The following is a 24,767-nucleotide window of genomic DNA, read 5'->3' on the forward strand; positions in this document are numbered from 1 at the left end:
CATCCTTCAAGACTCAGTCTTGGAGGATTTTTTTTTCGCGCACATCCAAGTTTATTCAGTCTGCTCCCGTTTTCCTATAATGGAAAAAAAGGGGGAGATCAGTATGAAAACCATTTTATGCGCCTTTGCGGCGGGACTGTTTTTCAGTGCAGCCGCTTATCCGGCACAGGCGGCTGTAAAAGAAGAGCAGCCGCTTGTAAAAATAGCGCTGACTGAAAAAGAGCTGCCAAAAGCAAATGAGAGGTTTGCTTATCCGTCAGGACTGCATTTTACACGTCCTGATAAGGTCCGGGGCATTTACGTCACAGGACATTCAGCGGGTGGGAGCAAATTCGGGGAGCTGACAGACTTTGTGGACAAATCGAAGCTCAACACAATGGTGATTGATGTGAAGGACGACAACGGAAATCTTACCTTTAAACCGGACGGTCATTCTGAGTATGACAAAATCGCCAAACCGTACATCAAAGACCCAAAAAAGATGATGAAAAAGCTGGAGGAAAAAAAGATCTATCCGATCGCGCGTATTGTCGTATTTAAAGACAGCGAACTCGCGAACGAAAAGCCGGAGTGGTCCTTTAAAGAAAAAAACGGAAGCGTCTGGAAAAACGGCCGCGGAGAATCGTTCGTCAATCCGTTTATGAAAGAGGTATGGGATTATAATGTAAAGATTGCAAAACAAGCTGCGAAGATGGGCTTTCAGGAAATTCAGTTTGATTATGTCCGTTTTCCTGAAGGATTTGAAAAACGTGATGGCGAACTGACATACGGACACGGCGATTACGGAAAAACAGCAGACAGCAATGTGCAAAAACGCGTTCATGCCGTCACCGATTTTGTCGGATATGCGAAGAGAAAACTCAAGCCGTATGGCGCAAATGTGTCGGTTGATATTTTTGGCTATTCTGCGACACTGCCGGAGGCGCCTGGGATCGGCCAGAATTTCAGCAAAATTTCAGAACAGGTCGATGTCATTTCATCTATGATTTATCCGAGCCATTGGACAAGCTATTTCGGCATTGATAAACCGGATTTTGAGCCTTACAATGTCGTCAAAGAATACGCGAAGGTGGAAAATAACAAACTGTCTAAACTGAAACACCCGCCTGTGTCGCGCCCGTGGCTTCAGGACTTCACGGCTTCTTATCTTGGCAGCGGAAATTATCAAAAGTACGGGAAAAGCCAGGTGGAAGACCAGATTAAAGCGCTGCATGATGAAGGAATTGACGAATTTTTATTATGGGATGCGGCAAACCGTTATACAAAAAATGTCGATTACACACCATTTTAAAAAAATTGAAACCATGTCAAAGGGTCACACGTCTTAATAGATGTAAGATTGTTTAAACAATCGGAAATGGGGTATATCTAAAAGTGTGAAGACAACGAACCCATAAGGAGCAAATGAATGAACTGGTACGAAAAGCTGAGTGAATATTTTCCGATTGAAGAAATGAAATCAAAAGCGCATATGGAAGCTCTGTTAAAGGAGCGAAGCGATGTTTATCATAAAGAAGAAGGACAGTACTACGTGCTGATGTATGCGGAATTTGACTCTTTCATCTTTATTGATTACCTGTTTGTGTCGAAGAAATCCAGAGGACAAGGTCTCGGAAGCAAGCTGATCGGCAGGCTGAAAAAGAAAAACAAACCGATTCTTCTTGAAGTGGAGCCTGTTGATGAGGATGACACGGACACACAGAAGCGCTTGCGTTTTTATCAAAGAGAGCATTTCAAGCACGCGCAGTCAATCGGGTATCGGCGCCGGTCATTGGCTACGAATGAAGTGAACAAAATGGAGATTCTGTACTGGTCGCCTAAGACGGAGTCAGAAGAAGAAATGTTTGAAGCGATGAAACAGACATATGAAAACATTCACACTTATAAAGATGAAAAATGGTACGGAGAATCATACGAAAAAACGGATGAAGTTCTCAAAGTCATTGAGGAGAACAAACGAAAAAACATTTTCGATCAGCTGAGCTAATTGAGAATGGGAAATAATCCGAAAACGTAAATTTGCCGGATTGACACATTTTTTTCTCAGGAGACTGTTCATACTTACTTTTTTATAGTATAATACCTATAAAGATTCCTTTTTTAAAGTCATTTCAATTTGAGAATACAAACATGTTCATCCTACTAATTAGAGGAGTGAAGATTAATGGTTACATTATACACATCACCTAGCTGTACGTCATGCAGAAAAGCAAGAGCTTGGCTTGAGGAGCACGAGATTCCGTTTGAAGAAAGAAACATTTTCTCTGAGCCGTTATCAATTGATGAGATCAAGCAGATTCTGCGTATGACTGAAGACGGTACGGATGAAATTATCTCTACCCGTTCTAAAGTATTCCAGAAACTGAACGTAAATGTTGAATCAATGCCGCTTCAAGACTTGTACACTTTGATCAATGAGCATCCGGGACTGCTCCGCCGTCCGATCATCATTGATGAAAAACGTCTGCAAGTCGGCTATAACGAAGATGAAATCAGACGATTCCTGCCTAGAAAAGTACGTTCTTTCCAATTAAGAGAAGCACAGCGTCTGGCTAACTGATATAAGCTTACGATAAGCATGAAAAAAGCCCAAAACCGTCGCGGTTTGGGCTTTTTATTATTTTTCAGTCTGCTGATAAATCATACTGGCGAGGATGACAAAAGCGACGGTCAAAACCGGCAGCATCATCTGTATAGTGCCGTGTTCCGCCATGAAGAAAGACAGCTTGCTGTCCCCGGCAATCATTTCACCGCCGGTAAATGCGAGAAGGCCGCTTCCGGCGTACATCAGTAAAGGCATTTTCTCCATAGCGGTATGAACGAGCTTGCTGCCCCAAATGATAATCGGCACCGAGATGAAAAGCCCTATCACTACAAGCGTCAGCTCACCGTGAGAAGCGCCGGCTACTGCGATGACATTGTCAAGAGACATAAAGATATCAGCCAAAACAATTGTGCGGATGGCTTTCCAAAGGGAAGAACTGCTTTTCACATGCTGCGCATCTTTCTTCTCAATCAGAAGCTGATAGCCGAGATACAATAAAAACACCCCGCCTGCGCATTGTAAAAAAGGAACATTCAATAAATAGACCGCGGCGCTCGTCAGCACGATTCTCAAGACGACTGCGATAAACGTTCCGAAGAGGATCGCTTGCTGTCTTTGTTTATGCGCCAGATTCCGGCTGGCCATCGCGATGACGACGGCATTGTCACCGCCGAGAATGAGATCAATTCCGATAATGAGCAGAAGGGACAGCAGGTAATCGTGCGGCATGGTAACACCTCGCTTATAGATCGGTTGCTTGTACAGCTAATATATGAAGCAGTGCGCCATTTATGATGAGAACCGGGAGAAAGCCTGTTTTTCGGCGTGAAAATGCATTTTTATTTCTTTTATAACTGTTTTATCATAAAATAGAAATATACAGAATTTGTGCTGTCTTCTATAAGGTTAAGATGTGGACGGAATGGGTAAAGTGTAGTAAAGTACTATTCATCGGGAGCTTAGATGTCCCTTCAACATCTTATAAAGAAGGGAAGGTTGGCAAAATGGAAATAGAAAGAATTAACGAGCATACTGTAAAATTTTATATGTCTTATGGTGATATTGAAGATCGCGGTTTTGACAGAGAAGAAATCTGGTACAATCGCGAGCGCAGTGAAGAACTGTTCTGGGAAGTCATGGATGAAGTTCATGATGAAGAAGAATTCGCTGTCGAGGGTCCTCTTTGGATTCAGGTTCAGGCATTGGACAAAGGACTGGAAATAATCGTAACAAAAGCCCAGCTTTCCAAGGACGGACAAAAACTCGAACTGCCGATCCCGGAAGATAAAAAACAAGAGCCGGCAGATGAAAATCTCGATGCTTTACTTGATGATTTCCAGAAAGAAGAGCAGGCCGAGAGCCGGGAAGATAAGGAGCAAAAGCTTCAGTTCACTTTGCGGTTCGATGATTTTGAGGATCTCATCTCGCTATCAAAATTGAATCTTAACGGAATTAAAACGACCCTGTATTCGTTTGAAAACCGATATTATTTATATGCAGATTTTTATGAGCAAACTGATGAAGAGGTTGAAAATCAGCTAAGCATCCTGTTGGAGTACGCGCACGAATCGTCAGTCAGCATTCACCGTCTTGAAGAATACGGAAAATTGGTGATCGCTGATCATGCGTTATATACGATAAAAAAACACTTTGCATCATAACAAACCGATTTCTCTCAGCAGAAATCGGTTTTTTTTGTTCTGAATGACATGATAAACGGCTGAAAACCCCATAACAGCGCTCACCCGCAAACAGGATTATGCCTTCTTTCTGCTGAATACAACAAGATTCAGGAAAGGAGAAGATGCAATATGTTCAGTGCTGTGAATGCCGACGGCCGGCTCATTCAGCTGGCTGGAAGCTATTCAAAGGAAAAGGCGGCGGAGCTGAGAAATAAGCGTTGGTTCTGCCCCGTGTGTAAAAGTGAGCTTGATATCAAACTTGGACGGGAGAAACTGCCGCACTTCGCCCATAAAAAAAGCAGGCTGTGTCCGGGAGAATCCGAGCCTGAAAGTGAATACCATCTGGAAGGAAAAAGACAGCTTTTTCTCTGGCTTAAGGCACAAGGGTGCACCGTCAGTCTGGAGCCGTATCTGACTTCCGCAGGTCAGCGGCCTGACTTGACGGCTGAAAACGGAAAAGAGAGGCTGGCTATTGAATTTCAATGTGCGAACCTTTCGGCAGACTCTTTAAAGAGCCGGACGGCAGGCCTGAAAAACGCCGGATACCGGCCGGTCTGGATCATCGGGGCAAAACGCCTGAAACGGCTGGCTGCGCATTTTTTCCGGCTTTCTGCATATCACTGGCAGTTCTTTGAAGCTAATTCATTTTCATCCTTGATGTTTTACTGCCCCGACGCCCGCTCCTTTTACAAACTGCATTCCATCACCCCGTTTTACACCGGCTATTCTTATGCCGGCTTAACCACGATCCCTCTTCACAAAGCAAACCTGAAAGACATTTGTCATCCGGAAGGGCGGCACAGCGTCAAACTTTCCAATTGGAGACGCGCCGTAGCCGGATTCCGCAAAAAAAGCGGCCGGTTTTTATCTGAGGATGCCGGTCTCATCCGGCGGCTTTTTTACGAGAGACACCAGGTTGCATTTCCTTTTCTGCCTTCTGAAGTGTTTATTCCCGTTTCAGCGGGATTTGTGTTTGCAAGTCCCGTTTTCGTGTGGCAGGGCCATTTATACTTGCGGCTTGCGGAGCTTTTTGAAAAAGGAGCACCGATCCGGTTATCCGGCATGATTCAAGATGTACGGCATAACATCCGCCGTCAGGAAATCCGGATGCGGTACGATTCTCACGAACATCTCATCGGAATGGCGGTAAAACAATATGCGGATTTCTTATGCTTGCAGGATTTTTTAAGGGAAACTGAGAATGAAGTATATATGCCCTCACCTCAACAGAAGCGCCCTCAAACGGCTGAAGAGCTGCGTCAGCGGGATCAGCTCTTTTTTGGAGAATGAGAATGCTTGATTTCGTTCACCCTAACGTCAAGGTGGTGGCTGAATGTGAAGGGCGTACGGGCATTTTGTTTTCGTTTTTTCACTGGATTATTGGTATGCTTGGTCTTATATGCCGCATATGATTTGACAAAAGGCAGTGAAAAGCCGGAAGATAATCACAACACAAGTTTTTGGAGAAACAATCGTTTTTTCAATTGGCTTGAAGTAAAGAAAACGAGGGGGATCACCATGACTGAGGAAAATAAAGCAGCACAGCTGCCTGACAGAAGTGAAGTAAAGGCAGAGCATACATGGAGACTAGAGGATATTTTTCCTAGTGATGAGGCCTGGAATAAAGAATTTCAAGCGGTTAAAGAATTAATTCCGAATTTATCTTCCTTTAAAGGCACACTTGCTCATTCAGCCGATAATTTATACGCGGCGCTTACCGCACAGGATGAAGTGACGAGCCGTTTGGGGAAACTTTATGCATACGCGCATATGCGTTCAGACCAGGATACGGGAAATTCTTTCTACCAAGGGCTGAACGACAAAGCCGCAAGTCTGTATTCTCAGGCTGCCAGTGCGACTGCTTATATTGAACCGGAAATTCTGGCGATTCAGGAGGACAAGCTGCATCAGTTTATTCTGGAAAAAGAAGAGCTGAAGCTTTACTCCCATGCAATTGAAGAAATTACAAAACAGCGTCCGCACGTGCTGAGTGAAAGAGAAGAGGCCCTGCTTGCGGAAGCGTCAGAAGCGCTGTCTTCGCCTTCCAACACATTCAGTGTGTTAAATAACGCCGATATTACGTTTCCGTCAATTAAAGATGAAGACGGCAAGGAAGCTCAAATCACACACGGCAACTTTATTAATTTTCTGGAAAGCAGCGACCGGGAAGTCCGTAAAAACGCCTTTAAAGCCGTATATAAAACATACGGACAGTATAAAAACACGATGGCGACTACACTCAGCGGCACTGTGAAAAAAGACAATTTCTACGCCCGTGTGAAAAAATACAAATCAGCACGGGAAGCGGCTTTATCCAATAACAGCATCCCTGAAGAAGTTTATGATAACCTGATCAAAACGATCAATAAACATCTTCCGTTATTACACCGCTACATTGATCTGCGGAAAAAAGTGCTCGGCCTTGATGAAGTCCATATTTATGACCTGTACACACCGCTTGTAAAAGATTCGGGAATGAAGGTCACATATGAGGAAGCAAAAGATTATATGCTCAAAGGGCTTGCTCCGTTAGGCGAGGAATACGCGTCTGTTTTAAAAGAAGGACTTGAAAACCGCTGGGTCGATGTATACGAAAACAAAGGAAAACGCAGCGGTGCTTATTCGTCCGGTACATACGGCACGAATCCGTACATCTTGATGAACTGGCATGACAATGTCAACAACCTGTTTACGCTCGTTCACGAGTTCGGCCATTCCGTGCACAGCTACTATACGAGAAAATATCAGCCGTATCCGTACGGAAACTACAGCATTTTTGTCGCTGAAGTCGCTTCTACGACCAATGAAGCGCTGCTTGGTGAATACATGCTGAACAGCTTAAAAGATGAAAAACAGCGTCTGTACCTGCTCAACCACATGCTTGAAGGTTTCAGAGGCACAGTCTTCAGACAGACGATGTTCGCTGAATTTGAGCATCTGATTCATACGAAAGCGCAAGAAGGCGAGCCGCTGACGCCTGAACTGCTGAGCAAGCTTTATTATGATCTCAATAAAAAGTATTTCGGAGACAACATGGTGATTGATAAAGAAATCAGCCTGGAATGGTCAAGAATTCCGCATTTCTATTACAATTATTATGTGTATCAATATGCGACAGGCTACAGTGCGGCACAAGCGCTGAGCAGCCAGATCTTAAAAGAAGGCAAGCCTGCGGTTGAGCGTTATACCGAATTCTTAAAAGCGGGAAGCTCAGAATACCCGATCGACATACTGAAAAAAGCGGGAGTCGATATGACATCGCCTGAACCGATCGAGGCGGCCTGCAAAATGTTTGAAGAGAAACTGAATGAAATGGAAGAACTCCTTTCGAAAGTGAACCCTTCATAATAGAAAAAGCCTGTGCAGAAGATGCGCAGGCTTTTTAAAATCCTTTAAACGTTTTTCGGTGATTCAGCCGGTACAGGGCAAACAATATCGACAGAAACAGCAGGGGAGATGTAATGTAAATCGGCAGCATGTGCATCATGGCCAGCAGATTTAAAAAGAAGAAAAACACAATCATTCCGATGGTCAATACGGTGCGAAGCATGTATGTCCCTCCTTGTTTACATTGATATATTCTATGAAAACAAGCAGTCAGTTATGTTTTGTGACAAAAATATGAACATTAAGCTTATGGGTTGTCAAAACTCGACAAGATTTGATATGATAAGGATGTGAAATTGATCACAAACAAACATTACCCCTTTGTTTGACCGTGAAAAATTTCTCCCATCCCCTTTGTTGTCGTTAAGACATATGAAACCGCGCTTATCCCGGCGCGGTTTCTTTATTTGCACAAAAAAAGCCGGCTCCGTAAGGAATCAGCTTTTTTTAATGATCGCAGCAGGTAACATCCTCTTTGGTTCCGGTTAAGGATTTCCAAAACAGACCGTGCTTTGCATCCACTCTGGCGACCTTTTTGGCGAACGCCAGTTTTTTCATTTCTTTTTCAACTTCCTCAAGGCTTAAATCATAAACAAGTGCAATTTCTTTCGATGCGACAAATCGGAAATATTCAATGAAACATTCCAAAGGCGGCGTTTCAGAAGGCTTCGGTTCATCGCCGAGCATTTCGAATAAGATGTCTTCGTATACTTCATAAGAATAGTTGCCGGGCACTTTCAGCCCTTCGTCATCATGCAGGCTGTTAAAGAACGTCAATGTCGGATTAACGGTGACGTCCATTTCCGCGGCGATTTTCATATCGCACTGCAGCGCTTTTACCGCGCTTTGTGAATGGAGATCGCGTTTAAATTCTTCGACATCCAATTTCGTCTTTTTGGCAATCTCTAAAAGAACGTCTTCATCTGTAATATTCTGCTTTGAGACAAACAGGCTTTCCTGCATGTTGCGGAGAAACAGGATGCCGGCCTTTCTTCCCTGCAGTTCGGCCGCTTTTAAAGCGAGTGCCGCCAGATAAGGTGATGAAAGGGGCTGATCCTGCTCAAGCCAAAGGCTTCCGTCACACGGCATCCCGGAACGGTTCGCGATTTTTTCCCAAGCTTCGGCAAGAAGGTGTTTTTTACGCTTTTGCTTATTCAGTGATGTGATGCTCGCGGAAACAATGATCCGCAGCGTAAAAAAACGTCCGTATCGGATTTTTAATTTTTTTATGGCGGGCTCCAGCGACCAGCATTCAGGACATAAAGGGTCGACAAACATGTAAATTTCCAGCGGTTTTTTTGGATGTCCGTGGCAATGGGCGAAGTATTGCTCATGCTGATAATTCGTCAATATGATCGATCCTCCGCTTCTGACTGGTTTACCATATGTCTGGCCGTTAATTCCAGACGCCCGTACAGAAATTCACGAATATCGCCCTCTAGCCCGACATGATCCATCGCTCTGCTCATACAGCTCAGCCACGCATCAGCCCTTTCTGCCGTAATCGGAAAGGGAAGATGCCTTGCTCTGAGCATGGGATGGCCATGTTCTTCAGTATAGAGGGGAGGCCCGCCTAAATACTGGGTTAAAAATTGCTTTTGTTTTCTGGCCGTTTCAGTCAAATCACTTGGGAATATCGGCTTCAGCAAGGGATGAGACGAGACACGCTCATAAAAAGTATCAACAAGTTGCGATAGAAGTTCCTCTCCAATCGCTTCATATGGTGCGTTAAACGATTGTCCCATGTTGACTACTCCTTTTATATGGCTAATAGGAATCATAATTCCTATTGCGAAATTATCTTTCAGTTTTACTATCTTCAGTTACTGTATATTTTAGCAATAACATTTTATTTCTACAAACAAAGTGCCTTTCTGTCAGGCGCTTGTATTTCATATCATATCACATCGACTTCATTCATGTGTAAGATTTACTCCGCAAAAAAACCAGAGAAGGAAGCCTCTCTGGTTTACGCGTAATACTGCTGGGTGATGTTTTTGACATATTGCTGTGTTTCTTTAAACGGCGGAATGCCTCCGTACTGATCTACGTTGCCGGGGCCTGCGTTGTAGGCGGCTAACGCCAGAGACACATTTCCGTCGTATTTTGTGAGCATCTGCTTTAAGTATTTCGTCCCGCCGTCAGCGTTCTGGACGGGATCAAGCGGGTTTGACACCCCGAGTGATTCAGCCGTGGAAGGCATGAGCTGCATCAGTCCCATCGCCCCCGCACCGCTGACCGCTTTCGGATTAAAGCCTGATTCCTGTTTAATAACCGCACGGATCAGCTTTTCGTCGACTCCGTATTTTTCGGCAGCTTTTTGAATGGCACTGTCTATTGAAAAGTTTCCGGTGCTGATGTCAGAAGCTGTATGCGCAGGTTTTATGACGGAAGAAGCGGTCTGTGAAGCGGCCGCGGGACTGACTGAAACCGGAATTCTCGGTGAATATGAAGTATGATCGGTCCGTACCCCGTTTAAAATTCCCGCTTCCGGCTGCTGCCGGACGGCTGTGCCCGTATATTGGCTGAGCAGCGCGCTGAAATTTGCAAGCGGGCTTTCTGCAGATTGTCCGCTTGAAGCGGTGCTTGTATTAGACATTGATTGCAGCGCCATTGATTGAAGCTGGAGAAGGGCCGCCCAATTCGTTATATTCACTGTGTCATTCCACCTTTTTTTGTTTCTGTTCATAAAAACGCTGGATTTTATTTTTAGTGACCCGCTGAGGGATGCCGAATTGCTTGAGCAATTGTTCAAACGCCCGTTTTCCTTCGTCCCAGTCAGCAGCCTCGAATTCCAATTCAAAGTCTTCTTTCTCTAAATATCGGCTGTGATCTAAAATGATTAAGCCTTTTTCTGATTCTTTTTCCGCGCGTTCAGTCGACAGCGTTCCGAAGTAACAAATGGCTTCTGAATGGATGCCGAGACCGTCCAGCTGCCGTTTTACAGGGCCTTCGGGGATCTTGAAGCTGTCAAGGTCAGGCTGTTTTGCAAGCTCTTGGTGCGTTTCCAGCAGACCGACCGCGGCAGGCTCTTTTAAAGTCAGGACGAACGCGCCGTTTTTTTCACGGATGCGGAGGGCTGATTTTTTTTGTTTCAGAGAAAAATCTTTTGTATCGAAGTAATGATTGATTTGCTGCTTAAAATCATGTTTTTTCATGCCGAGTGCTTCACTCAGCTTCTGAAATTCTGATTTTGTCAGCAGATTTTTGAATTCAATTTCTATTTCTTGGGTCATGACAGTCTTCCTTTCAGGACGAAAAATTGTATAATTCCCATTATCTCTTTAGAGGTTACGTTTATCAATATCGACCTTGATATGATAAAATAAATGCTGTACTTTGTTAAAAAAGGAGAACATTATGCAAAAGAGAATTGAAATTCAAAATGCATCATTAACAGAAGACGTGCTCCGCCTGAAGTGCGGAGAGGACTTAAGCGGAGCGGAACGCAAAGCCTCAGGTCAAATGCTTGTTGATTCCGATCACTTTGCTTTTGTATACATACTTGAAACAGCTGACTCTTTTGAATATGTCATTATAAAAGAACATGTATGGCCGGATCTGAAAGAGGCCTTTGACAAAAGAAAACCGGCGGTGCTGGAGGCCGGCGGCAAAACGGTTGAACTTTCAGGGCTGCATGAAGAACTCGATTATCTTATTGAAAATATTAAAGATAATGCAAACTACGGAGATATGGAAGAAAAAGTGAAAAGCGTATTTCTTTAGAACAGGTTCGGAATTGGGGGATGTACGATGGATGACAAACAATGGGAGCAATTTCTAGCGCCATACCGCCAGGCTGTTGAGGAATTAAAGGTGAAGCTGAAAGGCGTCAGAACCCTTTATGAGTATGAAGATGACCACTCACCGATTGAGTTTGTGACAGGCCGCGTGAAGCCGGTGGTAAGCATACTTGAAAAAGCGAGACGGAAAAGCATACCGCTTCATCAGATTGAAACGATGCAGGATATCGCAGGACTGCGTATTATGTGCCAATTTGTCGATGATATCCAGATCGTCAAAAATATGCTGTTTGCCAGAAAAGATTTTACCGTTGTCGACAAGCGGGATTACATAGCAGAGCATAAAGAGAGCGGATACCGGTCTTACCACCTTGTCGTTTTATATCCTTTACAAACTGCGTCCGGAGAAAAGCATGTTCTTGTAGAGATACAGATTCGGACGCTTGCCATGAACTTTTGGGCCACCATTGAGCATTCACTGAATTACAAATACAGCGGGAACATTCCCGAAAAAGTAAAGCTGAGGCTGCAGCGGGCCTCGGAAGCCGCATCCCGGCTCGATGAAGAAATGTCTGAAATCCGCGGAGAGATTCAGGAAGCCCAAGCCGCGTTTTCACGAAAGAAAAAAGCGGGAGGCCACCAGTAGAAAGGAGGGGAATGGCATGAAATTTGCCGTTTCTTCAAAAGGAGACGAAGTTTCAGATACACTGAAAAGCAAAATACAGGCGTATTTACTTGATTTTGATATGACCTTGGATGAAAAAGAGCCGGAAATTGTTATTTCCGTCGGCGGTGACGGAACGCTTCTCTACGCATTCCACAGATACAGCGACCGTCTGGATAAAACGGCTTTTGTCGGGGTTCACACGGGGCATTTGGGTTTTTATGCCGATTGGGTTCCGCAGGAGATAGAAAAGCTTGTTCTTGCCATCGCCAAAACGCCGTATCATACCGTGGAATATCCCCTTCTTGAAGTGGTTGTCACTTATCATGATGAAGAGCGTGAGGAACGGTATCTGGCTTTGAATGAATGTACGATCAAAAGCATTGAAGGCAGTCTCGTCGCTGACGTTGAAATTAAAGGCCAGCTGTTTGAAACGTTCAGGGGAGACGGTTTATGTCTGTCAACGCCTTCCGGAAGCACGGCTTATAATAAAGCGTTAGGCGGCGCGATCATTCATCCTTCCATCAGAGCGATTCAGCTCGCGGAAATGGCATCCATCAACAACAGAGTGTTCAGGACTGTCGGTTCGCCGCTTTTGCTTCCCGATCATCATAACTGTGTCATCAAACCGAGAAACGACGTCGACTTCCAAGTCACGATTGATCATTTGACCTTGCTGCATAAGGATGTCAAATCTATTCTATGCCGGGTGGCAAATGAAAAAGTCAGATTTGCAAGATTCCGCCCTTTTCCGTTTTGGAAAAGAGTGCAGGATTCCTTTATCGGAAAAGGCGAATAGAAAGAGGAAACGGATTGAACAACTTTTTTATCCAAAAGAATATTTCAGCCCGGGAAGCCGGCATGACGGTAAAAGAATATACGGCACAGCTCGGCATTTCGAAACGGCTTCTCGCTGACATTAAATTCGGCGGGGGAGATCTTCTTGTCAATGGAGAGCATGTAACCGTCCGCGCCGTATTAGCGGCAGGGGATGTGCTTAAGATTGAATTCCCAAAGGAGCATGTGAGTGAAACGCTTTTGCCTGAGCCGGTTCCGCTTGACATTCTTTATGAAGATGACCATGTGCTGGTGGTCAATAAACAGCCGTTTGTTTCCTCAATTCCATCACGGGAACACCCGTCGGAAAGCATCGCTAACGGAGTGATCAGCCATTACTTAAAAAGCGGCGTACAGTCCACGGTTCATCTCGTCACCCGTCTTGACAGGGATACGTCGGGAGCGATGCTGATCGCCAAGCATCGGCTTGCTCATTCTCTTTTGTCGGCAGCGCAGAAGAAGGGGCTTGTCAGCAGGCGGTATCTCGCTGTCGTACACGGCGTCATGCAGCAGAAAGAAGGAACGGTGGACGCGCCAATCGGCAGAAAACCCAGCAGCATTATTGAGCGGATGGTAACGCCGGAGGGACAAGAAGCGGTAACGCATTTTCAAACGGAAAAAACCGGACGTGTGTTTACGCTTGTGCAGTTGCGGCTTGAGACGGGGCGGACGCATCAAATCCGGGTGCACATGAGTTACCTCGGCCATCCGTTAGTCGGTGATACGCTGTACGGCGGGAAAAACGAGGGAATTGCACGGCAGGCGCTTCACAGTGAGCGGCTTTCATTCGTACACCCCATAACAGGAGAAACGCTCGTTTTTCATGCCCCCGTTCCTGACGATATGAAAACATTGATCGAACATATGTAAAGCCCGAACCGTTTACCGGTTTCGGGCTTTTTTCCATGTCTGACTGCCTTGATCTTCGCGAAAGCGTGAAGCATCATAGGGCATTGAGCTTTCAACAGAGACGGTTTCATGCTCCGGAAAGCGAAAGCCTGTCAGCTGATTCCCGAAGACACATCCTGTATCAATGTTGATTGTACGGTTGACGATCCGGGGGCGTTTTACCGGGGTATGGCCGTAAACAATCCATGCTTTCCCTTCATAGGCGGCGGCCCAGTCTCTTCTGACGGGTCTGCCGTCTGGATACGTTTCACCCGTGATATCGCCGTACAACACAAATTCTTTAACCTTACGCGAGTATTTACCGATATCGTCAGCTTTTATGCCGGCGTGGGCGACAACGAGATCGCCATTATGTAAAATGTCATAAAGCGGCGCTGACTCATATAATCGGATAAATTGTCTGGAGACTTCCGTTCTGTCGGCGGGAGACAGCTCTTTCAGTTCGGCTGCCGTCGTTTCCAGTCCGTGCATCACTTTTACGGGGTTTCCTTTTAAGTAACGATACAGTTTGTTGCAATGATTTCCCGGGACATAACGGACGATGCCTTTTTCATATGCTTTTGCCACGAAACGCATCACATCTACGGATTTGGGGCCTCTGTCTGTTAAATCTCCCGCAAAGACTAGCGTTCTGTCTTCAGAATGGACGGGCATTCCGTCTTTCACTTCATATCCGAGCTTTTGCATTAACGCGATCATTTCGTCATAACATCCGTGTATATCGCTGATGATGTCATATGCCATTCTGTCAGCCTCCCTTTTCCGGTTTTTTATTTATTATGGGACTAATTCCTTTACCTAATTACGCTGTTTTGGTACAAATTAAAAAAAGAATTTGAAGAAATAATGCCTTATCACTTTTTTTTCGCCGCCAGCCTTGTTAGAATATGCGTTATGTTTTTAAAAAAAGTAAGGTATTGTCCGCTTTAAGCGGGCTTTTATAACCCTTGTTTTAAGGAGGTATTTACAAATGGAACACACATCAGTCGCTTCTTTAGTCGTCGTTCTGATCGTCGCTTTTTTGACGCCGCTCCTTTTACATCGGTTTAAGCTCAGCATTCCGGTCGTTGTCGCGGAAATCATCATGGGGCTTATTATCGGAAAAAGCGGCCTGAATCTCGTCGTTCAGGGAGACACGTGGCTGGAGACGCTGTCTGTTCTCGGCTTTATCTTTTTAATGTTTTTAAGCGGATTGGAAATTGACTTTTCGTCATTTGAGAAAGGAAAGAAAAAACAATTCCTTCCGAACGGCAAGGAAGCACCCAATACGTTTTCTGCCGCACTGATCATATTTTTCGGCATCTTTATTTTATCATTGCTGCTGTCCTATGCCTTTGTATTAGCCGGTTTTATTCAAAACGCGTTTTTAATGACGCTTATTATTTCGACAATATCACTCGGTGTGGTCGTTCCGACTTTAAAGGAAGAACGGATCATGAATTCCAATATCGGCCAGATCATTCTGCTTGTCGCCGTTATTGCGGACTTGGCTACGATGATTCTGCTCGCCTTCTTCTCTTCTCTTTACGGGGAAGACAGCGGAAATATGTGGCTTCTTCTGATTCTCTTTGCCGCGGGGGTGGTGCTGTATTTCTTCGGCAGGATCTTTAAACACCGCTCATTTGTGCAGTCGATGTCTAAAGGCACCGTCCAGATCGGCACGCGAGCCATTTTCACACTGATTATCGTGCTTGTCGCTTTATCGGAATCTCTCGGGGCGGAAAATATTCTCGGTGCATTTTTAGCAGGCGTTTTAGTATCGCTTCTGTCGCCGAATAAAGAAATGGTGGAGCAGCTGGATTCATTCGGCTACGGGTTTTTAATTCCGATCTTTTTCGTCATGGTCGGGGTGAAGCTGGACATATGGACGCTCTTCCAAGATCCGAAAACATTGACGATGATTCCGCTGCTTCTGCTTGCGCTGTTTATCAGCAAAATGTTCCCGGTGCTTTATTTAAAGAAATGGTATGACAAAAGAACCGTGTTTGCTTCGGGGTTTTTGCTGACTTCTACGCTGTCGCTTGTTATCGCGGCGGCTACGATCGGAGAAAGGCTTCACATTATCAGCGCCAATATGTCCGGCGCGCTGACTTTAGTTGCGGTTATCGCCAGCATCATCACACCGGTCGGCTTTAAAAAATTATTCAAGCGGCAAAGTGCGCCGCAGGAAAAGAAGCGCATTACATTTATCGGCGCCAACCAAATGACGCTTCCGGTGACGCTGGAGCTGCCTGATGAGGAATATGATGTGCGGGTCGTCCATGTGTATCAGGAAAATGCCGGGGAAAAGCTTGCGGAATCCGTTTTTTCTGTTGAAACGATTTCTGATTACGAGCCCGGCACGCTTGAGTCGCACGGTATTTTTAAAACGGATATTCTGGTCGTGGCGACGGGAAATGAAGATGTGAACGCTGAAATCGCCTTAATGGCGAAAGAGAAAGGGACTGAGCGCATCATCGCAAGCGTCGGCTCGGTTGAACATGAAACAAAACTGAAGGAAGAGGGCATCAGTATTTTTTCTATCCTTCTGTCTACAAAGACGCTCTTGCGCGCATTAATTGAGGCGCCGGGCGTGATGAACCTTCTAACGAATGAAGAGTCTTCGCTTTATCAGATCAATCTGGAAAATACGGCGTATAACGGCATTATTCTGCGCGAATTTCCGCTGATGGGCGATGTGATTTTCGTTCGGATTTTCAGAGGTGTGGACAGCATCGTTCCGCATGGGGACACGAGGCTGAAAACAGGAGACCGTCTCATCGTTACGGGCTCGCGCAACTACGTGTCGGAGCTGAGAAAAATCCTTGAAGCTTGACCAAATTGCATTTCGTGATAAGATAGAAGGCATAACAAGTAAATGATCAATCGTATGACCACTAGGGGTGTCCTTCATAAGGGCTGAGATAAAAGTGAGACTTTTAGACCCTCATAACTTGAACAGGTTCAGACCTGCGTAGGGAAGTGGAGCGGTATTTTTCGGGTTCCTTTTATCCAGATAAATTCCAAACCACTTTTCCGATGCGGGAAAGTGGTTTTTTTATTTTATCAGGGGGGAAAACTTTATGACATTTTCTGAAGAATGCAGACTGGCGGCAGCCGAATGGTGGGACGGAAGCTTTGTTCATCCGTTTGTAACAGGGATCGGTGACGGAAGCCTGCCGTTAGACCGTTTCAGTTATTATGTACTGCAAGATTCCTACTACTTGACGCATTTTGCAAAAGTTCAGGCGTTTGCAGCCGCATATGCCGAAGACTTGTTTACGACGGGAAGGATGGCGGGCCACGCTCAAGGCACATATGAAGCGGAAATGGCGCTGCACCGCGAATTTACGGAGATTTTAGGGATTACAGAAGAAGAGCGCGCGGCATTTAAGCCGGCGCCGACAGCCTATTCTTATACGTCTCATATGTACAGATCGGTGATGAGCGGCAATTTTGGAGAAATTTTAGCCGCGCTTCTGCCTTGCTATTGGCTTTATTATGAAGTCGGCGAACGCTTAAAGGAATGTAAACCGGAACATCCGATTTACGAAAAATGGATCGGTACATACGGCGGAGACTGGTTCAGACAGCAGGTCGAAGAACAGATCAGCCGTTTTGACGAGATTGCTGAAAACAGCACAGAGGAAATCCGCGCGAAAATGAAAGAGAATTTTGTGATTTCAAGCTATTATGAATATCAATTTTGGGGAATGGCTTATCAAAAAGAAGGCTGGTCCGAGAAGGGCGGAAAAGAGGTGGAGTCCTTTGGAGCTGCACGCCGTAACTGATAATCGTAAACCCGTTGCCGAACTGGCCGAGGATATTCTATCGATTCAGCGCGAAGTAAGCTTTATCCATATCCGTGAGCGGGATAAAACAGCGGGAGAGATCATGCAGCTTTTGTCCCTTTTGAAAAAGGGAGGTGCGGATAAGGACAAATTGATCATCAATGACAGAGCGGATATCGCGCTTTTTGCCAACATACACCGTGTTCAGCTCCCGTCCAGCAGCTTTTCCGTAAAGCAGGTGCGAAGCAGATTTCCCCATCTTCATATCGGACGTTCGGTTCATTCGCTGGAAGAAGCCATCCGAGCTGAAAAGGAAGATGCGGATTATGTGGTGTTCGGCCATGTGTTTGAAACCGAATGTAAACAAGGACTTGAAGCAAGAGGCATCAGCCTGCTTTCAGAGATCAAACGCACGCTTTCCATCCCTGTCATTGCAATCGGCGGAATGACACTGCAGACGATCCGGCTCACAAAGCAGGCGAAACCGGACGGAATTGCTGTCATGTCAGGCATTTTCTCAGCTGAAAATCCTGAGGAGGCGGCAAAACGGTGTGCACGCGCGGTGAGGGAGGCTGATTATGAAGAAGCACTATGATACGGCGGTTATCGGGGGCGGAATTATCGGATGCGCCATTTCTTATGAGCTGGCGAAGACGCAGCAGAACGTTGTCTTGTTTGAAGACGGAGCAATCGGCCGAAAAACGACAAGCGCTGCGGCGGGAATGCTTGGCGCTCACGCGGAATGTGAAAACCGGGATGCGTTTTTTGATTTTGCTATGCACAGCCAAAGACTGTATGAAGCGGCGGGGCAAGAGCTTGAGGAAGCCAGCGGCATTAATATCAGGCGCCATAACGGCGGAATGCTTAAACTGGCGTATACAGAAGAAGACATGATCCGTTTACGGAAAATGGATGATTTGCCTTCCGTCACTTGGCTCTCAGCGGAGGAGGTTCTTGAAAAAGAACCTTACACTTCAAAGGACATTCTCGGCGCATATTTTATAAAAGACGATGTCCATGTCGAACCTTACTATGTTTGCAAAGCATATGCAAAAGGGGCGCGGCGTTATGGCGCTGACATATGTGAGCATACACAAGTCACTTCCGTAAAACGGGTGAACGGGGAATACTGCATCACAACGTCCGGCGGGGATGTTTATGCTGGCAAAGTCGCAGTTGCCAGCGGTGTATGGAGCGGCCGGTTTTTCAGCCAGCTCGGCTTGGGACAGCCTTTTTTCCCTGTGAAAGGAGAATGCCTCTCTGTGTGGAATGACGAAATCCCGCTGACCAAAACCCTTTACCATGATCATTGTTATGTCGTTCCGAGAAAAAGCGGGCGGCTTGTCATCGGCGCCACGATGAAACGGGGCGACTGGAGCGACACGCCTGACATCGGCGGGATTGAGGCTGTCATTGCGAAAGCGAAAACCATGCTTCCCGCCATCGAACATATGAAAATAGACCGGTTTTGGGCGGGGCTCAGGCCGGGGACAAAAGACGGAAAGCCGTTTATCGGGCGGCATCCTGATAACAGCGGCATCATATTCGCCGCCGGCCATTTTCGAAACGGCATCCTGCTAGCTCCGGCAACGGCTGAAATGGTGCGGGATATGATCCTGGGAAGACAGGTTAAACATGAATGGGAAGAAGCGTTTCGAATTGATCGCAAGGAGGCTGTTCAAATATGATCCTTCAGCTGAACGGAAAACAAATTGATTGGAATCGAAAAGAGGGGACGGTTCAGGATTTGCTTGAATCGTATCAGCTTGATCAAAGAATCGTAGTTGTAGAAAGAAATAAAGAAATCATCGAAAAAAAGAATTATGAAAACACAAGTTTATGTGATCGCGATGTTATAGAAATTGTCCATTTTGTAGGAGGCGGATGAGGATGTTAACAATAGGCGGAAAACAGTTTCAGTCAAGATTGCTGTTAGGAACGGGGAAATATCCGAGTTTTGAGATTCAGAAAGAGGCGGTGGCCGTCTCGGAATCAGATATTTTAACCTTTGCGGTGCGGCGGATGAACATCTTTGAACAGTCTCAGCCAAACTTTCTCGAACAGCTTGATTTGTCTAAGTACACGCTTCTGCCGAATACGGCCGGCGCCGCAACGGCTGAAGAGGCGGTCAGAATCGCAAGGCTTGCCAAAGCTTCAGGACTTTGTGACATGATAAAAGTAGAAGTCATCGGATGCAGCCGGTCACTTTTGCCTGATCCGGTTGAAACGCTGAAAGCATCAGAACAGCTGCTTGAAGAGGGATTTATCGTGCTTCCGTATACGTCGGACGATGTCGTGCTCGCAAGACGTCTTGAGGAGCTCGGAGTGCATGCCATTATGCCGGGCGCTTCGCCGATCGGTTCCGGTCAGGGAATTTTAAATCCGCTGAATCTTTCCTTTATCATTGAACAGGCGAAGGTGCCGGTCATTGTTGATGCCGGTGTCGGATCTTCAAAAGACGCCGCCTACGCGATGGAGCTCGGAGCTGACGGCGTGTTATTAAATACCGCTGTGTCAGGCGCTGATGATCCGGTCAAAATGGCCCGGGCGATGAAGCTTGCCGTAGAAGCGGGCCGCCTTTCTTATGAAGCCGGGCGGATTCCGGTGAAAGATTACGGAACTGCAAGCAGTCCGCGGGACGGTCTTCCGGTATGACGGACAGATATTCCAGACAGGAGCTGTATCAGCCGATCGGTCCCTCCGGACAGGAGAAGCTCCGGTCGTCTCATGCCGTGATTATCGGCGCGGGTGCGCTTGGTGCGGCAAATGCGGAGATGCTTGTCAGAGCAGGGGTCGGGAAGGTAACGATCGCTGACAGAGATTATGTGGAGTGGAGTAATCTCCAGCGCCAGCAGCTTTATACCGAAGATGATGTCAGACAGGAAATGCCGAAAGCCGCGGCAGCTGAAAAACGGCTTAAATCCATCAACAGCGATGTAGATGTGAAAGGATTTGTCATGGATGTCACTGCGGAAAACGCACCCGGACTGATTTGTGACGCATCTCTTATCATTGACGCGACTGACAACTTTGAAACGAGGCTGATTGTGAACGATGCGGCTGTACAGAAAGGAATTCCCTTTCTGTACGGCGCCTGTGTCGGCAGCTATGGACTCTCCTTTACCGTCATTCCCGGTGTCACGCCGTGCCTTCACTGTCTGCTTGAGACATTGCCTTTAGGCGGTATGACATGTGATACGGCGGGAATTATCAGTCCGGCTGTATTACAGACGGCTGTTTTTCAGACTGCAGACGCGCTGAAGCTGTTAACGGGCGCACCTGTTGAGCATGTTCTCCGCTCGTTTGATTTGTGGAAAAATGAACGATCCGAAATAAACGTTGCCCGTCTCAAGAAAGCGGATTGCCCGAGCTGCGGCACAAACGATTTTCCGTTTTTATCTTACGAGAATCAGTCAAAAGCGGCTGTTCTGTGCGGGAGAAACACGGTACAGATCAGAACGGGAATCTCAGAGCCGTTTGACCTGCAAAGGCTTTCGGAACAGCTCAGACGGGCCGGGCTTGACGTTTCGGCCAATCCGTATTTAATTTCTTTCACGACAGACAGTTTCAAGATGGTTCTGTTTCGTGACGGCAGAGCATTAATTCACGGCACAAGCGACATCAGCAGAGCGAAATCCTTTTATCATAAATGGATCGGATAATGCGAAAGGAGAGAAAAACAGCATGAGCATTTGCAAAGCATTGACGATTGCCGGGTCAGATTCAGGAGGAGGGGCCGGTATACAGGCGGACCTGAAAACTTTTCAGGAGCTCGGCGTCTTCGGGATGTCAGCCATTACAGCGGTAACCGCCCAGAATACATTGGGTGTTCACGGCATCTACCCGCTCACCCGGGAAGCGCTCGGCAGCCAGATCGACGCGGTGGCGGAAGATCTGCGGCCTGACGCGATAAAAACGGGAATGTTGTGGAGCGCGGAGATGATTGCGGAAATTGCGGAAAAAATGGATCAGTACAGACTGGAGCATCTCATCACCGATCCCGTCATGATTGCCAAAGGAGGCGCATCCCTGCTGCGTGAGGAAGCACAGGCCGCGTTAAAAGAGCTGTTAATTCCGCGCAGTTATGCGATTACGCCGAATGTTCCGGAAGCTGAGGCATTGACCGGAATGGAAATCCGTACGTTTGAAGACCGGAAAAAAGCGGCGGAACGCCTTTGCCATCTTGGGGCAAAGAACGTCATCATAAAAGGCGGACACCAGCCTGAACAGGGGAAAATCGTTGATTTATTATTTGACGGTTCATCTTTTACCGGAATCAGTCACGCTTATATTGACACGAAACACACCCACGGAACGGGCTGTACATTTGCGGCTGCGCTGACGGCGGAAACCGCAAAAGGAAAACATATTCAAGCCGCGTTTGAGACAGCCGCCAACTTTGTGCGTGAAGCCGTGGAACATACGCTCGGCATCGGAGCTGGACACGGGCCGACAAATCATTTTGCTTATAAAAGAAACAGCCTGCAGACGAGATAAAAAGAGACCGCTTCAACACCCCGCGGTCTTTTTCCCATGCTTTCAATCTGGACAAGGTTATGATATGATAAAAATTAAGATCAGGTACTAAATTATGTCTTTAAGACGATTACAGGAGGCTTTATACATATGAATTTCTCACTAGAAGGCCGCAACATCGTTGTGATGGGCGTTGCCAATAAACGCAGTATCGCCTGGGGAATCGCCCGCTCGCTTCATGAAGCCGGAGCGCGCCTCATTTTCACTTACGCAGGGGAGCGATTGGAAAAATCAGTTCATGACCTTGCGGCTACATTAGAAAGAAATGATTCTCTCATTCTTCCGTGTGATGTGACAAATGACGCTGAGATCGAAACTTGCTTTGCGAGCATTAAAGAGCAGGTCGGTGTGATTCACGGCATTGCGCACTGCATCGCGTTTGCAAACAAAGAGGAGCTTGTCGGTGAATATTTAAATACGAACCGTGAGGGATTCCTGCTTGCGCATAACATCAGTTCTTACTCTCTGACAGCAGTCGCAAAAGCAGCTCGTCCGATCATGACTGAAGGCGGCAGCATCGTCACACTCACTTACCTCGGCGGCGAGCGCGTCGTTTCAAACTATAACGTAATGGGTGTTGCAAAAGCGTCTCTTGATGCAAGTGTCAGATATTTAGCGGCTGACTTAGGAAAAGAAAACATCCGCGTCAACAGCATTTCAGCAGGACCGATCCGCACGCTTTCTGCAAAAGGAATCAGTGATTTCAATTCTATCCTGAAGGAAATCGAAGAGCGCGCGCCGCTGCGCCGCACGACAACACCTGAAGAAGTGGGTGACACGGCCGCATTCTTGTTCAGTGATCTGTCAAGAGGCATCACGGGCGAAAATCTTCACGTTGATTCCGGTTTCCATATTACCGCACGTTAATTGACAAGCAGTCCCTTTTTAGGGATTGCTTTTTCTTTCTTCTGATTTTAATCATTCCGTCATATAGATAAAACATGACAGAATCGGAGGGATGAAGATGTCAAAACAAAACAGAAACGCGGACAAAAAACCGCTCATGTATATTGTGCAGCCGGATTATTCAGACACGCAATCATCAATGCAGGATATATTAATCAAAAGGAAAACACCTCAGCCGCCTATAGAAGAGCCTGCGCAAGGAAGACAGGAGGAAAAAAGTAAGACTCAGCCTGTCGAAGCAGCGCCTGCCGAACCAGAAAAGCAGACACCTGAACAGCACAGCCGAACAGAGGAAGCCGCACAAGAAATTCCGGCGCAAGTGCAGGATGCTGCTGAGCCCGACGCCGCAGAAAAAGAGCCTGAAGCGGTTCACAATGACGCCTTGGAGGAGAGGGTTCCGCCAAAGCGCGTGAAAAAGCCGATGAGCAGAATGTCCATTCTTGAAAAAATTGATTTCTTAACGAAACTGCCGCATAATATGCCCCGGGCGCTTTGTTTGATAGAAGCCAACGGGAAAACTTACAGAGGCGTAATCGTCGGCAGAAAAAATGATGCCATCTATTTGAGGACGACGAGCAACGGTGCGCCTGCTGAGCTTGCCATCAGCGATATCACCTCGCTGCATCCGCTCGGTTTTTAACCATACAAAAAGCTGCCTGAATTCTTTACTCCGGCAGCTTATTTTTATGCTTTTCGGTTAAGAATGTGTGCGGTTCAGCAATCTCGGGCTAAGGCAATTGATGGCGCAGAAGCTGTGAAGATCGACTTCAACGCAATAGTTTGTTTTTTCTAAACGGAATACATCACAGACAGAATCTTTATCTGTAAAATCAAGGATGTGCTTATGTTCGTCAAAAGCAATAAGCAGGCTTAATGTGGCACAGCCGTCACAGACTCTTTCAACTCTGAAAAAAAGAGTATTAAAGCACGGACCGTTATCCAGCTCGCCGACATTTCCGAAGGCGATAAACGGCGATGATTTAGAAGTGAAAAGCACAAACGGCACTGTATCGCCTAATGAAAAACCCGGCGATAAAAGGTTGGAATAGCATCCGGCCGGGCAATCTTCCTCAACCGCATTTTGCAGGTCCTCAATATTTTCCACCGCTTCACGCACACAGTATGTTGTATTCTTGCTCATAATTTCCCTCCTGACTTCACGTTTTAAATGGCACCGGATTAAACGATATCGGAGAGTCAGCCGCCCGGGCGTCCGGGCGGGCTGATGATTGCATCTGTAATAGAAAGTTGGAAGGGGATTCCTCTTTAGAAAAGATGCGAATCAATGACTATCCGTGATGCTTTTTCTCTTTGTGCGGCGCAGGCCGGTCGACAAGTTCGGGTGAAAGGCATTGAATGGCGCTGAAGCAGCTCAGATCAACTTCAATGCAAAAATCTGTTTTTTCTAAACCGAAGAAATCCGGATCACAAGGATGGCAGACGCTGAGGGTGTCGCCGTGCACATCTACGGGGCGCAGTATTGAAAGCGTCGCGCAGCAATCGCAAACTCTTTCTGCCCGGAAGAAAATAGACTCGAAACACTGGCTGTCATCCGCAAATCCTCCGACGTTCCCGAATGTGGAGAACAAACCGCCTTTTTTATCAAACAAGAGAAACGGGATGGTATCTTTACCGGTAACCGTCGGGCTTAACAGATTGGTATAGCATCCAGTCGGGCATTGTTCTTCAACAGCCTCTTGTTCTGCTAAAATCTTCTCGACTGCATCGCATACACAATTTTCATCTCGGCCATGGTGTTTTCCGCAGCTCATGGATTTCAGCTCCTTC

29 protein-coding genes and 1 riboswitch are annotated in these 24,767 nt (G+C 46.4%); of the genes, 20 read left to right on the forward strand and 9 right to left on the reverse strand.

All coding sequences use genetic code 11. The features are described 5' to 3' along the window. Positions 1-103: 103 nt before the first annotated feature. The 3 genes from ICW23_RS01280 to spx all read left to right on the forward strand — a co-directional run bounded on the left by ICW23_RS01280 (position 104) and on the right by spx (position 2,560). Positions 104-1,291: a putative glycoside hydrolase gene (locus ICW23_RS01280; protein WP_016938231.1), complete on the forward strand. Its 1,188-nt coding sequence runs from the start codon at positions 104-106 to the stop codon at positions 1,289-1,291. A gap of 117 nt (positions 1,292-1,408) precedes the next feature. Next, positions 1,409-1,987, forward strand: coding sequence for a GNAT family N-acetyltransferase (locus tag ICW23_RS01285; protein ID WP_016938230.1), 579 nt, complete (start codon positions 1,409-1,411; stop codon positions 1,985-1,987). A gap of 177 nt (positions 1,988-2,164) precedes the next feature. After that, complete coding sequence (spx, locus tag ICW23_RS01290; protein WP_003327578.1) at positions 2,165-2,560, forward strand: transcriptional regulator Spx; 396 nt, start codon at positions 2,165-2,167, stop codon at positions 2,558-2,560. Positions 2,561-2,617: 57 nt separating this feature from the next. Here spx and ICW23_RS01295 read toward each other — a convergent pair whose 3' ends face one another. Further along, positions 2,618-3,274 carry a TerC family protein gene (locus ICW23_RS01295; RefSeq protein WP_064777832.1) on the reverse strand — a complete coding sequence of 219 codons (657 nt, stop codon included), beginning with the start codon at positions 3,272-3,274 and terminating at the stop codon, positions 2,618-2,620. 275 nt (positions 3,275-3,549) lie between these two features. Here ICW23_RS01295 and mecA point away from each other — a divergent pair, with 275 nt between their 5' ends. From mecA to pepF, 3 genes are all read left to right on the forward strand, one after another. After that, the gene (gene mecA, locus ICW23_RS01305; protein ID WP_045925332.1) at positions 3,550-4,206 is read left to right on the forward strand and encodes an adaptor protein MecA; all 657 of its coding nucleotides are present in this window, start codon (positions 3,550-3,552) and stop codon (positions 4,204-4,206) included. 150 nt (positions 4,207-4,356) lie between these two features. Beyond that, on the forward strand, positions 4,357-5,517 hold the full coding sequence (locus ICW23_RS01310; protein ID WP_188153902.1) for a competence protein CoiA family protein: 1,161 nt from the start codon (positions 4,357-4,359) through the stop codon (positions 5,515-5,517). A 228-nt stretch (positions 5,518-5,745) separates the two neighbouring features. Further along, on the forward strand, positions 5,746-7,575 hold the full coding sequence (pepF, locus tag ICW23_RS01315) for an oligoendopeptidase F (RefSeq protein ID WP_188153903.1): 1,830 nt from the start codon (positions 5,746-5,748) through the stop codon (positions 7,573-7,575). A 34-nt stretch (positions 7,576-7,609) separates the two neighbouring features. Here pepF and ICW23_RS01320 read toward each other — a convergent pair whose 3' ends face one another. The 5 genes from ICW23_RS01320 to ICW23_RS01340 all read right to left on the reverse strand — a co-directional run bounded on the left by ICW23_RS01320 (position 7,610) and on the right by ICW23_RS01340 (position 10,850). Beyond that, the gene (locus ICW23_RS01320; RefSeq protein WP_016938224.1) at positions 7,610-7,777 is read right to left on the reverse strand and encodes a hypothetical protein; all 168 of its coding nucleotides are present in this window, start codon (positions 7,775-7,777) and stop codon (positions 7,610-7,612) included. 284 nt (positions 7,778-8,061) lie between these two features. Further along, a complete protein-coding gene (spxH, locus tag ICW23_RS01325) occupies positions 8,062-8,964 on the reverse strand; it encodes a protease adaptor protein SpxH (RefSeq protein WP_016938223.1) in 903 nt (300 codons plus the stop codon). Beyond that, positions 8,961-9,359 carry a globin domain-containing protein gene (locus ICW23_RS01330; RefSeq protein WP_016938222.1) on the reverse strand — a complete coding sequence of 133 codons (399 nt, stop codon included), beginning with the start codon at positions 9,357-9,359 and terminating at the stop codon, positions 8,961-8,963. The genes spxH and ICW23_RS01330 overlap by 4 nt, the downstream gene beginning before the upstream one ends. A 224-nt stretch (positions 9,360-9,583) precedes the next feature. Beyond that, positions 9,584-10,270, reverse strand: coding sequence for a lytic transglycosylase domain-containing protein (locus ICW23_RS01335; protein ID WP_016938221.1), 687 nt, complete (start codon positions 10,268-10,270; stop codon positions 9,584-9,586). A gap of 4 nt (positions 10,271-10,274) precedes the next feature. Further along, complete coding sequence (locus ICW23_RS01340; RefSeq protein WP_049628264.1) at positions 10,275-10,850, reverse strand: CYTH domain-containing protein; 576 nt, start codon at positions 10,848-10,850, stop codon at positions 10,275-10,277. Between the two features lie 124 nt (positions 10,851-10,974). Here ICW23_RS01340 and ICW23_RS01345 point away from each other — a divergent pair, with 124 nt between their 5' ends. From ICW23_RS01345 to ICW23_RS01360, 4 genes are read left to right on the forward strand one after another with little or no spacing between them, the layout of a single operon-like run. Beyond that, positions 10,975-11,340, forward strand: coding sequence for a UPF0738 family protein (locus ICW23_RS01345; RefSeq protein WP_016938219.1), 366 nt, complete (start codon positions 10,975-10,977; stop codon positions 11,338-11,340). A gap of 27 nt (positions 11,341-11,367) precedes the next feature. Further along, on the forward strand, positions 11,368-12,003 hold the full coding sequence (gene yjbM, locus ICW23_RS01350) for a GTP diphosphokinase (RefSeq protein WP_016938218.1): 636 nt from the start codon (positions 11,368-11,370) through the stop codon (positions 12,001-12,003). A 16-nt stretch (positions 12,004-12,019) separates the two neighbouring features. Then, the gene (locus ICW23_RS01355) at positions 12,020-12,820 is read left to right on the forward strand and encodes an NAD kinase (protein ID WP_047477853.1); all 801 of its coding nucleotides are present in this window, start codon (positions 12,020-12,022) and stop codon (positions 12,818-12,820) included. Positions 12,821-12,834: 14 nt separating this feature from the next. Then, a complete protein-coding gene (locus tag ICW23_RS01360; RefSeq protein ID WP_188153904.1) occupies positions 12,835-13,728 on the forward strand; it encodes an RluA family pseudouridine synthase in 894 nt (297 codons plus the stop codon). A 12-nt stretch (positions 13,729-13,740) separates the two neighbouring features. Here the strand turns inward: ICW23_RS01360 and prpE are convergent, their stop codons facing one another. Beyond that, positions 13,741-14,511, reverse strand: coding sequence for a bis(5'-nucleosyl)-tetraphosphatase PrpE (gene prpE / locus ICW23_RS01365; RefSeq protein WP_188153905.1), 771 nt, complete (start codon positions 14,509-14,511; stop codon positions 13,741-13,743). Positions 14,512-14,737: 226 nt separating this feature from the next. On the opposite strand from prpE, the gene ICW23_RS01370 reads away from it, so the two are divergent. From ICW23_RS01370 to ICW23_RS01415, 10 genes are all read left to right on the forward strand, one after another. Next, on the forward strand, positions 14,738-16,582 hold the full coding sequence (locus ICW23_RS01370; RefSeq protein WP_045925340.1) for a monovalent cation:proton antiporter family protein: 1,845 nt from the start codon (positions 14,738-14,740) through the stop codon (positions 16,580-16,582). A 53-nt stretch (positions 16,583-16,635) separates the two neighbouring features. After that, a riboswitch (TPP riboswitch) is annotated at positions 16,636-16,744 on the forward strand. Positions 16,745-16,829: 85 nt separating this feature from the next. Beyond that, positions 16,830-17,537, forward strand: a complete 708-nt coding sequence (gene tenA / locus ICW23_RS01375; RefSeq protein ID WP_099745143.1) for a thiaminase II — start codon at positions 16,830-16,832, stop codon at positions 17,535-17,537. Beyond that, positions 17,515-18,132 (forward strand): thiazole tautomerase TenI, encoded by a 618-nt coding sequence (gene tenI, locus ICW23_RS01380; RefSeq protein WP_188153906.1) that lies wholly within the window; start codon positions 17,515-17,517, stop codon positions 18,130-18,132. The genes tenA and tenI overlap by 23 nt, the downstream gene beginning before the upstream one ends. Beyond that, a complete protein-coding gene (gene thiO / locus ICW23_RS01385; protein WP_099745144.1) occupies positions 18,116-19,225 on the forward strand; it encodes a glycine oxidase ThiO in 1,110 nt (369 codons plus the stop codon). Before tenI ends, thiO begins: the two co-directional genes overlap by 17 nt. After that, positions 19,222-19,425, forward strand: coding sequence for a sulfur carrier protein ThiS (gene thiS, locus ICW23_RS01390; protein WP_003155008.1), 204 nt, complete (start codon positions 19,222-19,224; stop codon positions 19,423-19,425). The genes thiO and thiS overlap by 4 nt, the downstream gene beginning before the upstream one ends. Beyond that, positions 19,422-20,192, forward strand: coding sequence for a thiazole synthase (thiG, locus tag ICW23_RS01395; RefSeq protein ID WP_099745145.1), 771 nt, complete (start codon positions 19,422-19,424; stop codon positions 20,190-20,192). The genes thiS and thiG overlap by 4 nt, the downstream gene beginning before the upstream one ends. Further along, positions 20,189-21,199, forward strand: coding sequence for a thiazole biosynthesis adenylyltransferase ThiF (locus tag ICW23_RS01400; RefSeq protein ID WP_099745146.1), 1,011 nt, complete (start codon positions 20,189-20,191; stop codon positions 21,197-21,199). The genes thiG and ICW23_RS01400 overlap by 4 nt, the downstream gene beginning before the upstream one ends. A 22-nt stretch (positions 21,200-21,221) precedes the next feature. Further along, entirely contained in the window at positions 21,222-22,034 is an 813-nt protein-coding gene (gene thiD / locus ICW23_RS01405) for a bifunctional hydroxymethylpyrimidine kinase/phosphomethylpyrimidine kinase (RefSeq protein ID WP_099745147.1), read from the forward strand. 129 nt (positions 22,035-22,163) lie between these two features. Then, positions 22,164-22,940: an enoyl-ACP reductase FabI gene (gene fabI, locus ICW23_RS01410; RefSeq protein ID WP_013351851.1), complete on the forward strand. Its 777-nt coding sequence runs from the start codon at positions 22,164-22,166 to the stop codon at positions 22,938-22,940. A 97-nt stretch (positions 22,941-23,037) separates the two neighbouring features. Then, positions 23,038-23,619, forward strand: a complete 582-nt coding sequence (locus tag ICW23_RS01415) for a CotO family spore coat protein (protein WP_316936352.1) — start codon at positions 23,038-23,040, stop codon at positions 23,617-23,619. Between the two features lie 57 nt (positions 23,620-23,676). Here ICW23_RS01415 and cotZ read toward each other — a convergent pair whose 3' ends face one another. After that, positions 23,677-24,120: a spore coat protein CotZ gene (gene cotZ / locus ICW23_RS01420; RefSeq protein ID WP_016938206.1), complete on the reverse strand. Its 444-nt coding sequence runs from the start codon at positions 24,118-24,120 to the stop codon at positions 23,677-23,679. A 148-nt stretch (positions 24,121-24,268) separates the two neighbouring features. After that, positions 24,269-24,751: a spore coat protein CotY gene (cotY, locus tag ICW23_RS01425; protein ID WP_047478023.1), complete on the reverse strand. Its 483-nt coding sequence runs from the start codon at positions 24,749-24,751 to the stop codon at positions 24,269-24,271. Positions 24,752-24,767 lie beyond the last annotated feature (16 nt).

Origin of the sequence: Bacillus sp. 1021 (assembly GCF_014534735.1) — a bacterium.
GTDB lineage: Bacteria > Bacillota > Bacilli > Bacillales > Bacillaceae > Bacillus > Bacillus siamensis.

What these genes read in the sequence shown, in the direction of transcription:
- ICW23_RS01280 (WP_016938231.1), top strand. Translation starts at nt 104, where the DNA reads ATGAAAACCATTTTATGCGCCTTTGCGGCGGGACTGTTTTTCAGTGCA.
- ICW23_RS01285 (WP_016938230.1), top strand. Translation starts at nt 1,409, where the DNA reads ATGAACTGGTACGAAAAGCTGAGTGAATATTTTCCGATTGAAGAAATG.
- spx (WP_003327578.1), top strand. Translation starts at nt 2,165, where the DNA reads ATGGTTACATTATACACATCACCTAGCTGTACGTCATGCAGAAAAGCA.
- ICW23_RS01295 (WP_064777832.1), bottom strand. Translation starts at nt 3,274, where the DNA reads ATGCCGCACGATTACCTGCTGTCCCTTCTGCTCATTATCGGAATTGAT.
- mecA (WP_045925332.1), top strand. Translation starts at nt 3,550, where the DNA reads ATGGAAATAGAAAGAATTAACGAGCATACTGTAAAATTTTATATGTCT.
- ICW23_RS01310 (WP_188153902.1), top strand. Translation starts at nt 4,357, where the DNA reads ATGTTCAGTGCTGTGAATGCCGACGGCCGGCTCATTCAGCTGGCTGGA.
- pepF (WP_188153903.1), top strand. Translation starts at nt 5,746, where the DNA reads ATGACTGAGGAAAATAAAGCAGCACAGCTGCCTGACAGAAGTGAAGTA.
- ICW23_RS01320 (WP_016938224.1), bottom strand. Translation starts at nt 7,777, where the DNA reads ATGCTTCGCACCGTATTGACCATCGGAATGATTGTGTTTTTCTTCTTT.
- ICW23_RS01330 (WP_016938222.1), bottom strand. Translation starts at nt 9,359, where the DNA reads ATGGGACAATCGTTTAACGCACCATATGAAGCGATTGGAGAGGAACTT.
- ICW23_RS01340 (WP_049628264.1), bottom strand. Translation starts at nt 10,850, where the DNA reads ATGACCCAAGAAATAGAAATTGAATTCAAAAATCTGCTGACAAAATCA.
- ICW23_RS01345 (WP_016938219.1), top strand. Translation starts at nt 10,975, where the DNA reads ATGCAAAAGAGAATTGAAATTCAAAATGCATCATTAACAGAAGACGTG.
- yjbM (WP_016938218.1), top strand. Translation starts at nt 11,368, where the DNA reads ATGGATGACAAACAATGGGAGCAATTTCTAGCGCCATACCGCCAGGCT.
- ICW23_RS01355 (WP_047477853.1), top strand. Translation starts at nt 12,020, where the DNA reads ATGAAATTTGCCGTTTCTTCAAAAGGAGACGAAGTTTCAGATACACTG.
- prpE (WP_188153905.1), bottom strand. Translation starts at nt 14,511, where the DNA reads ATGGCATATGACATCATCAGCGATATACACGGATGTTATGACGAAATG.
- ICW23_RS01370 (WP_045925340.1), top strand. Translation starts at nt 14,738, where the DNA reads ATGGAACACACATCAGTCGCTTCTTTAGTCGTCGTTCTGATCGTCGCT.
- tenA (WP_099745143.1), top strand. Translation starts at nt 16,830, where the DNA reads ATGACATTTTCTGAAGAATGCAGACTGGCGGCAGCCGAATGGTGGGAC.
- thiO (WP_099745144.1), top strand. Translation starts at nt 18,116, where the DNA reads ATGAAGAAGCACTATGATACGGCGGTTATCGGGGGCGGAATTATCGGA.
- thiS (WP_003155008.1), top strand. Translation starts at nt 19,222, where the DNA reads ATGATCCTTCAGCTGAACGGAAAACAAATTGATTGGAATCGAAAAGAG.
- thiG (WP_099745145.1), top strand. Translation starts at nt 19,422, where the DNA reads ATGAGGATGTTAACAATAGGCGGAAAACAGTTTCAGTCAAGATTGCTG.
- ICW23_RS01400 (WP_099745146.1), top strand. Translation starts at nt 20,189, where the DNA reads ATGACGGACAGATATTCCAGACAGGAGCTGTATCAGCCGATCGGTCCC.
- thiD (WP_099745147.1), top strand. Translation starts at nt 21,222, where the DNA reads ATGAGCATTTGCAAAGCATTGACGATTGCCGGGTCAGATTCAGGAGGA.
- fabI (WP_013351851.1), top strand. Translation starts at nt 22,164, where the DNA reads ATGAATTTCTCACTAGAAGGCCGCAACATCGTTGTGATGGGCGTTGCC.
- ICW23_RS01415 (WP_316936352.1), top strand. Translation starts at nt 23,038, where the DNA reads ATGTCAAAACAAAACAGAAACGCGGACAAAAAACCGCTCATGTATATT.
- cotZ (WP_016938206.1), bottom strand. Translation starts at nt 24,120, where the DNA reads ATGAGCAAGAATACAACATACTGTGTGCGTGAAGCGGTGGAAAATATT.
- cotY (WP_047478023.1), bottom strand. Translation starts at nt 24,751, where the DNA reads ATGAGCTGCGGAAAACACCATGGCCGAGATGAAAATTGTGTATGCGAT.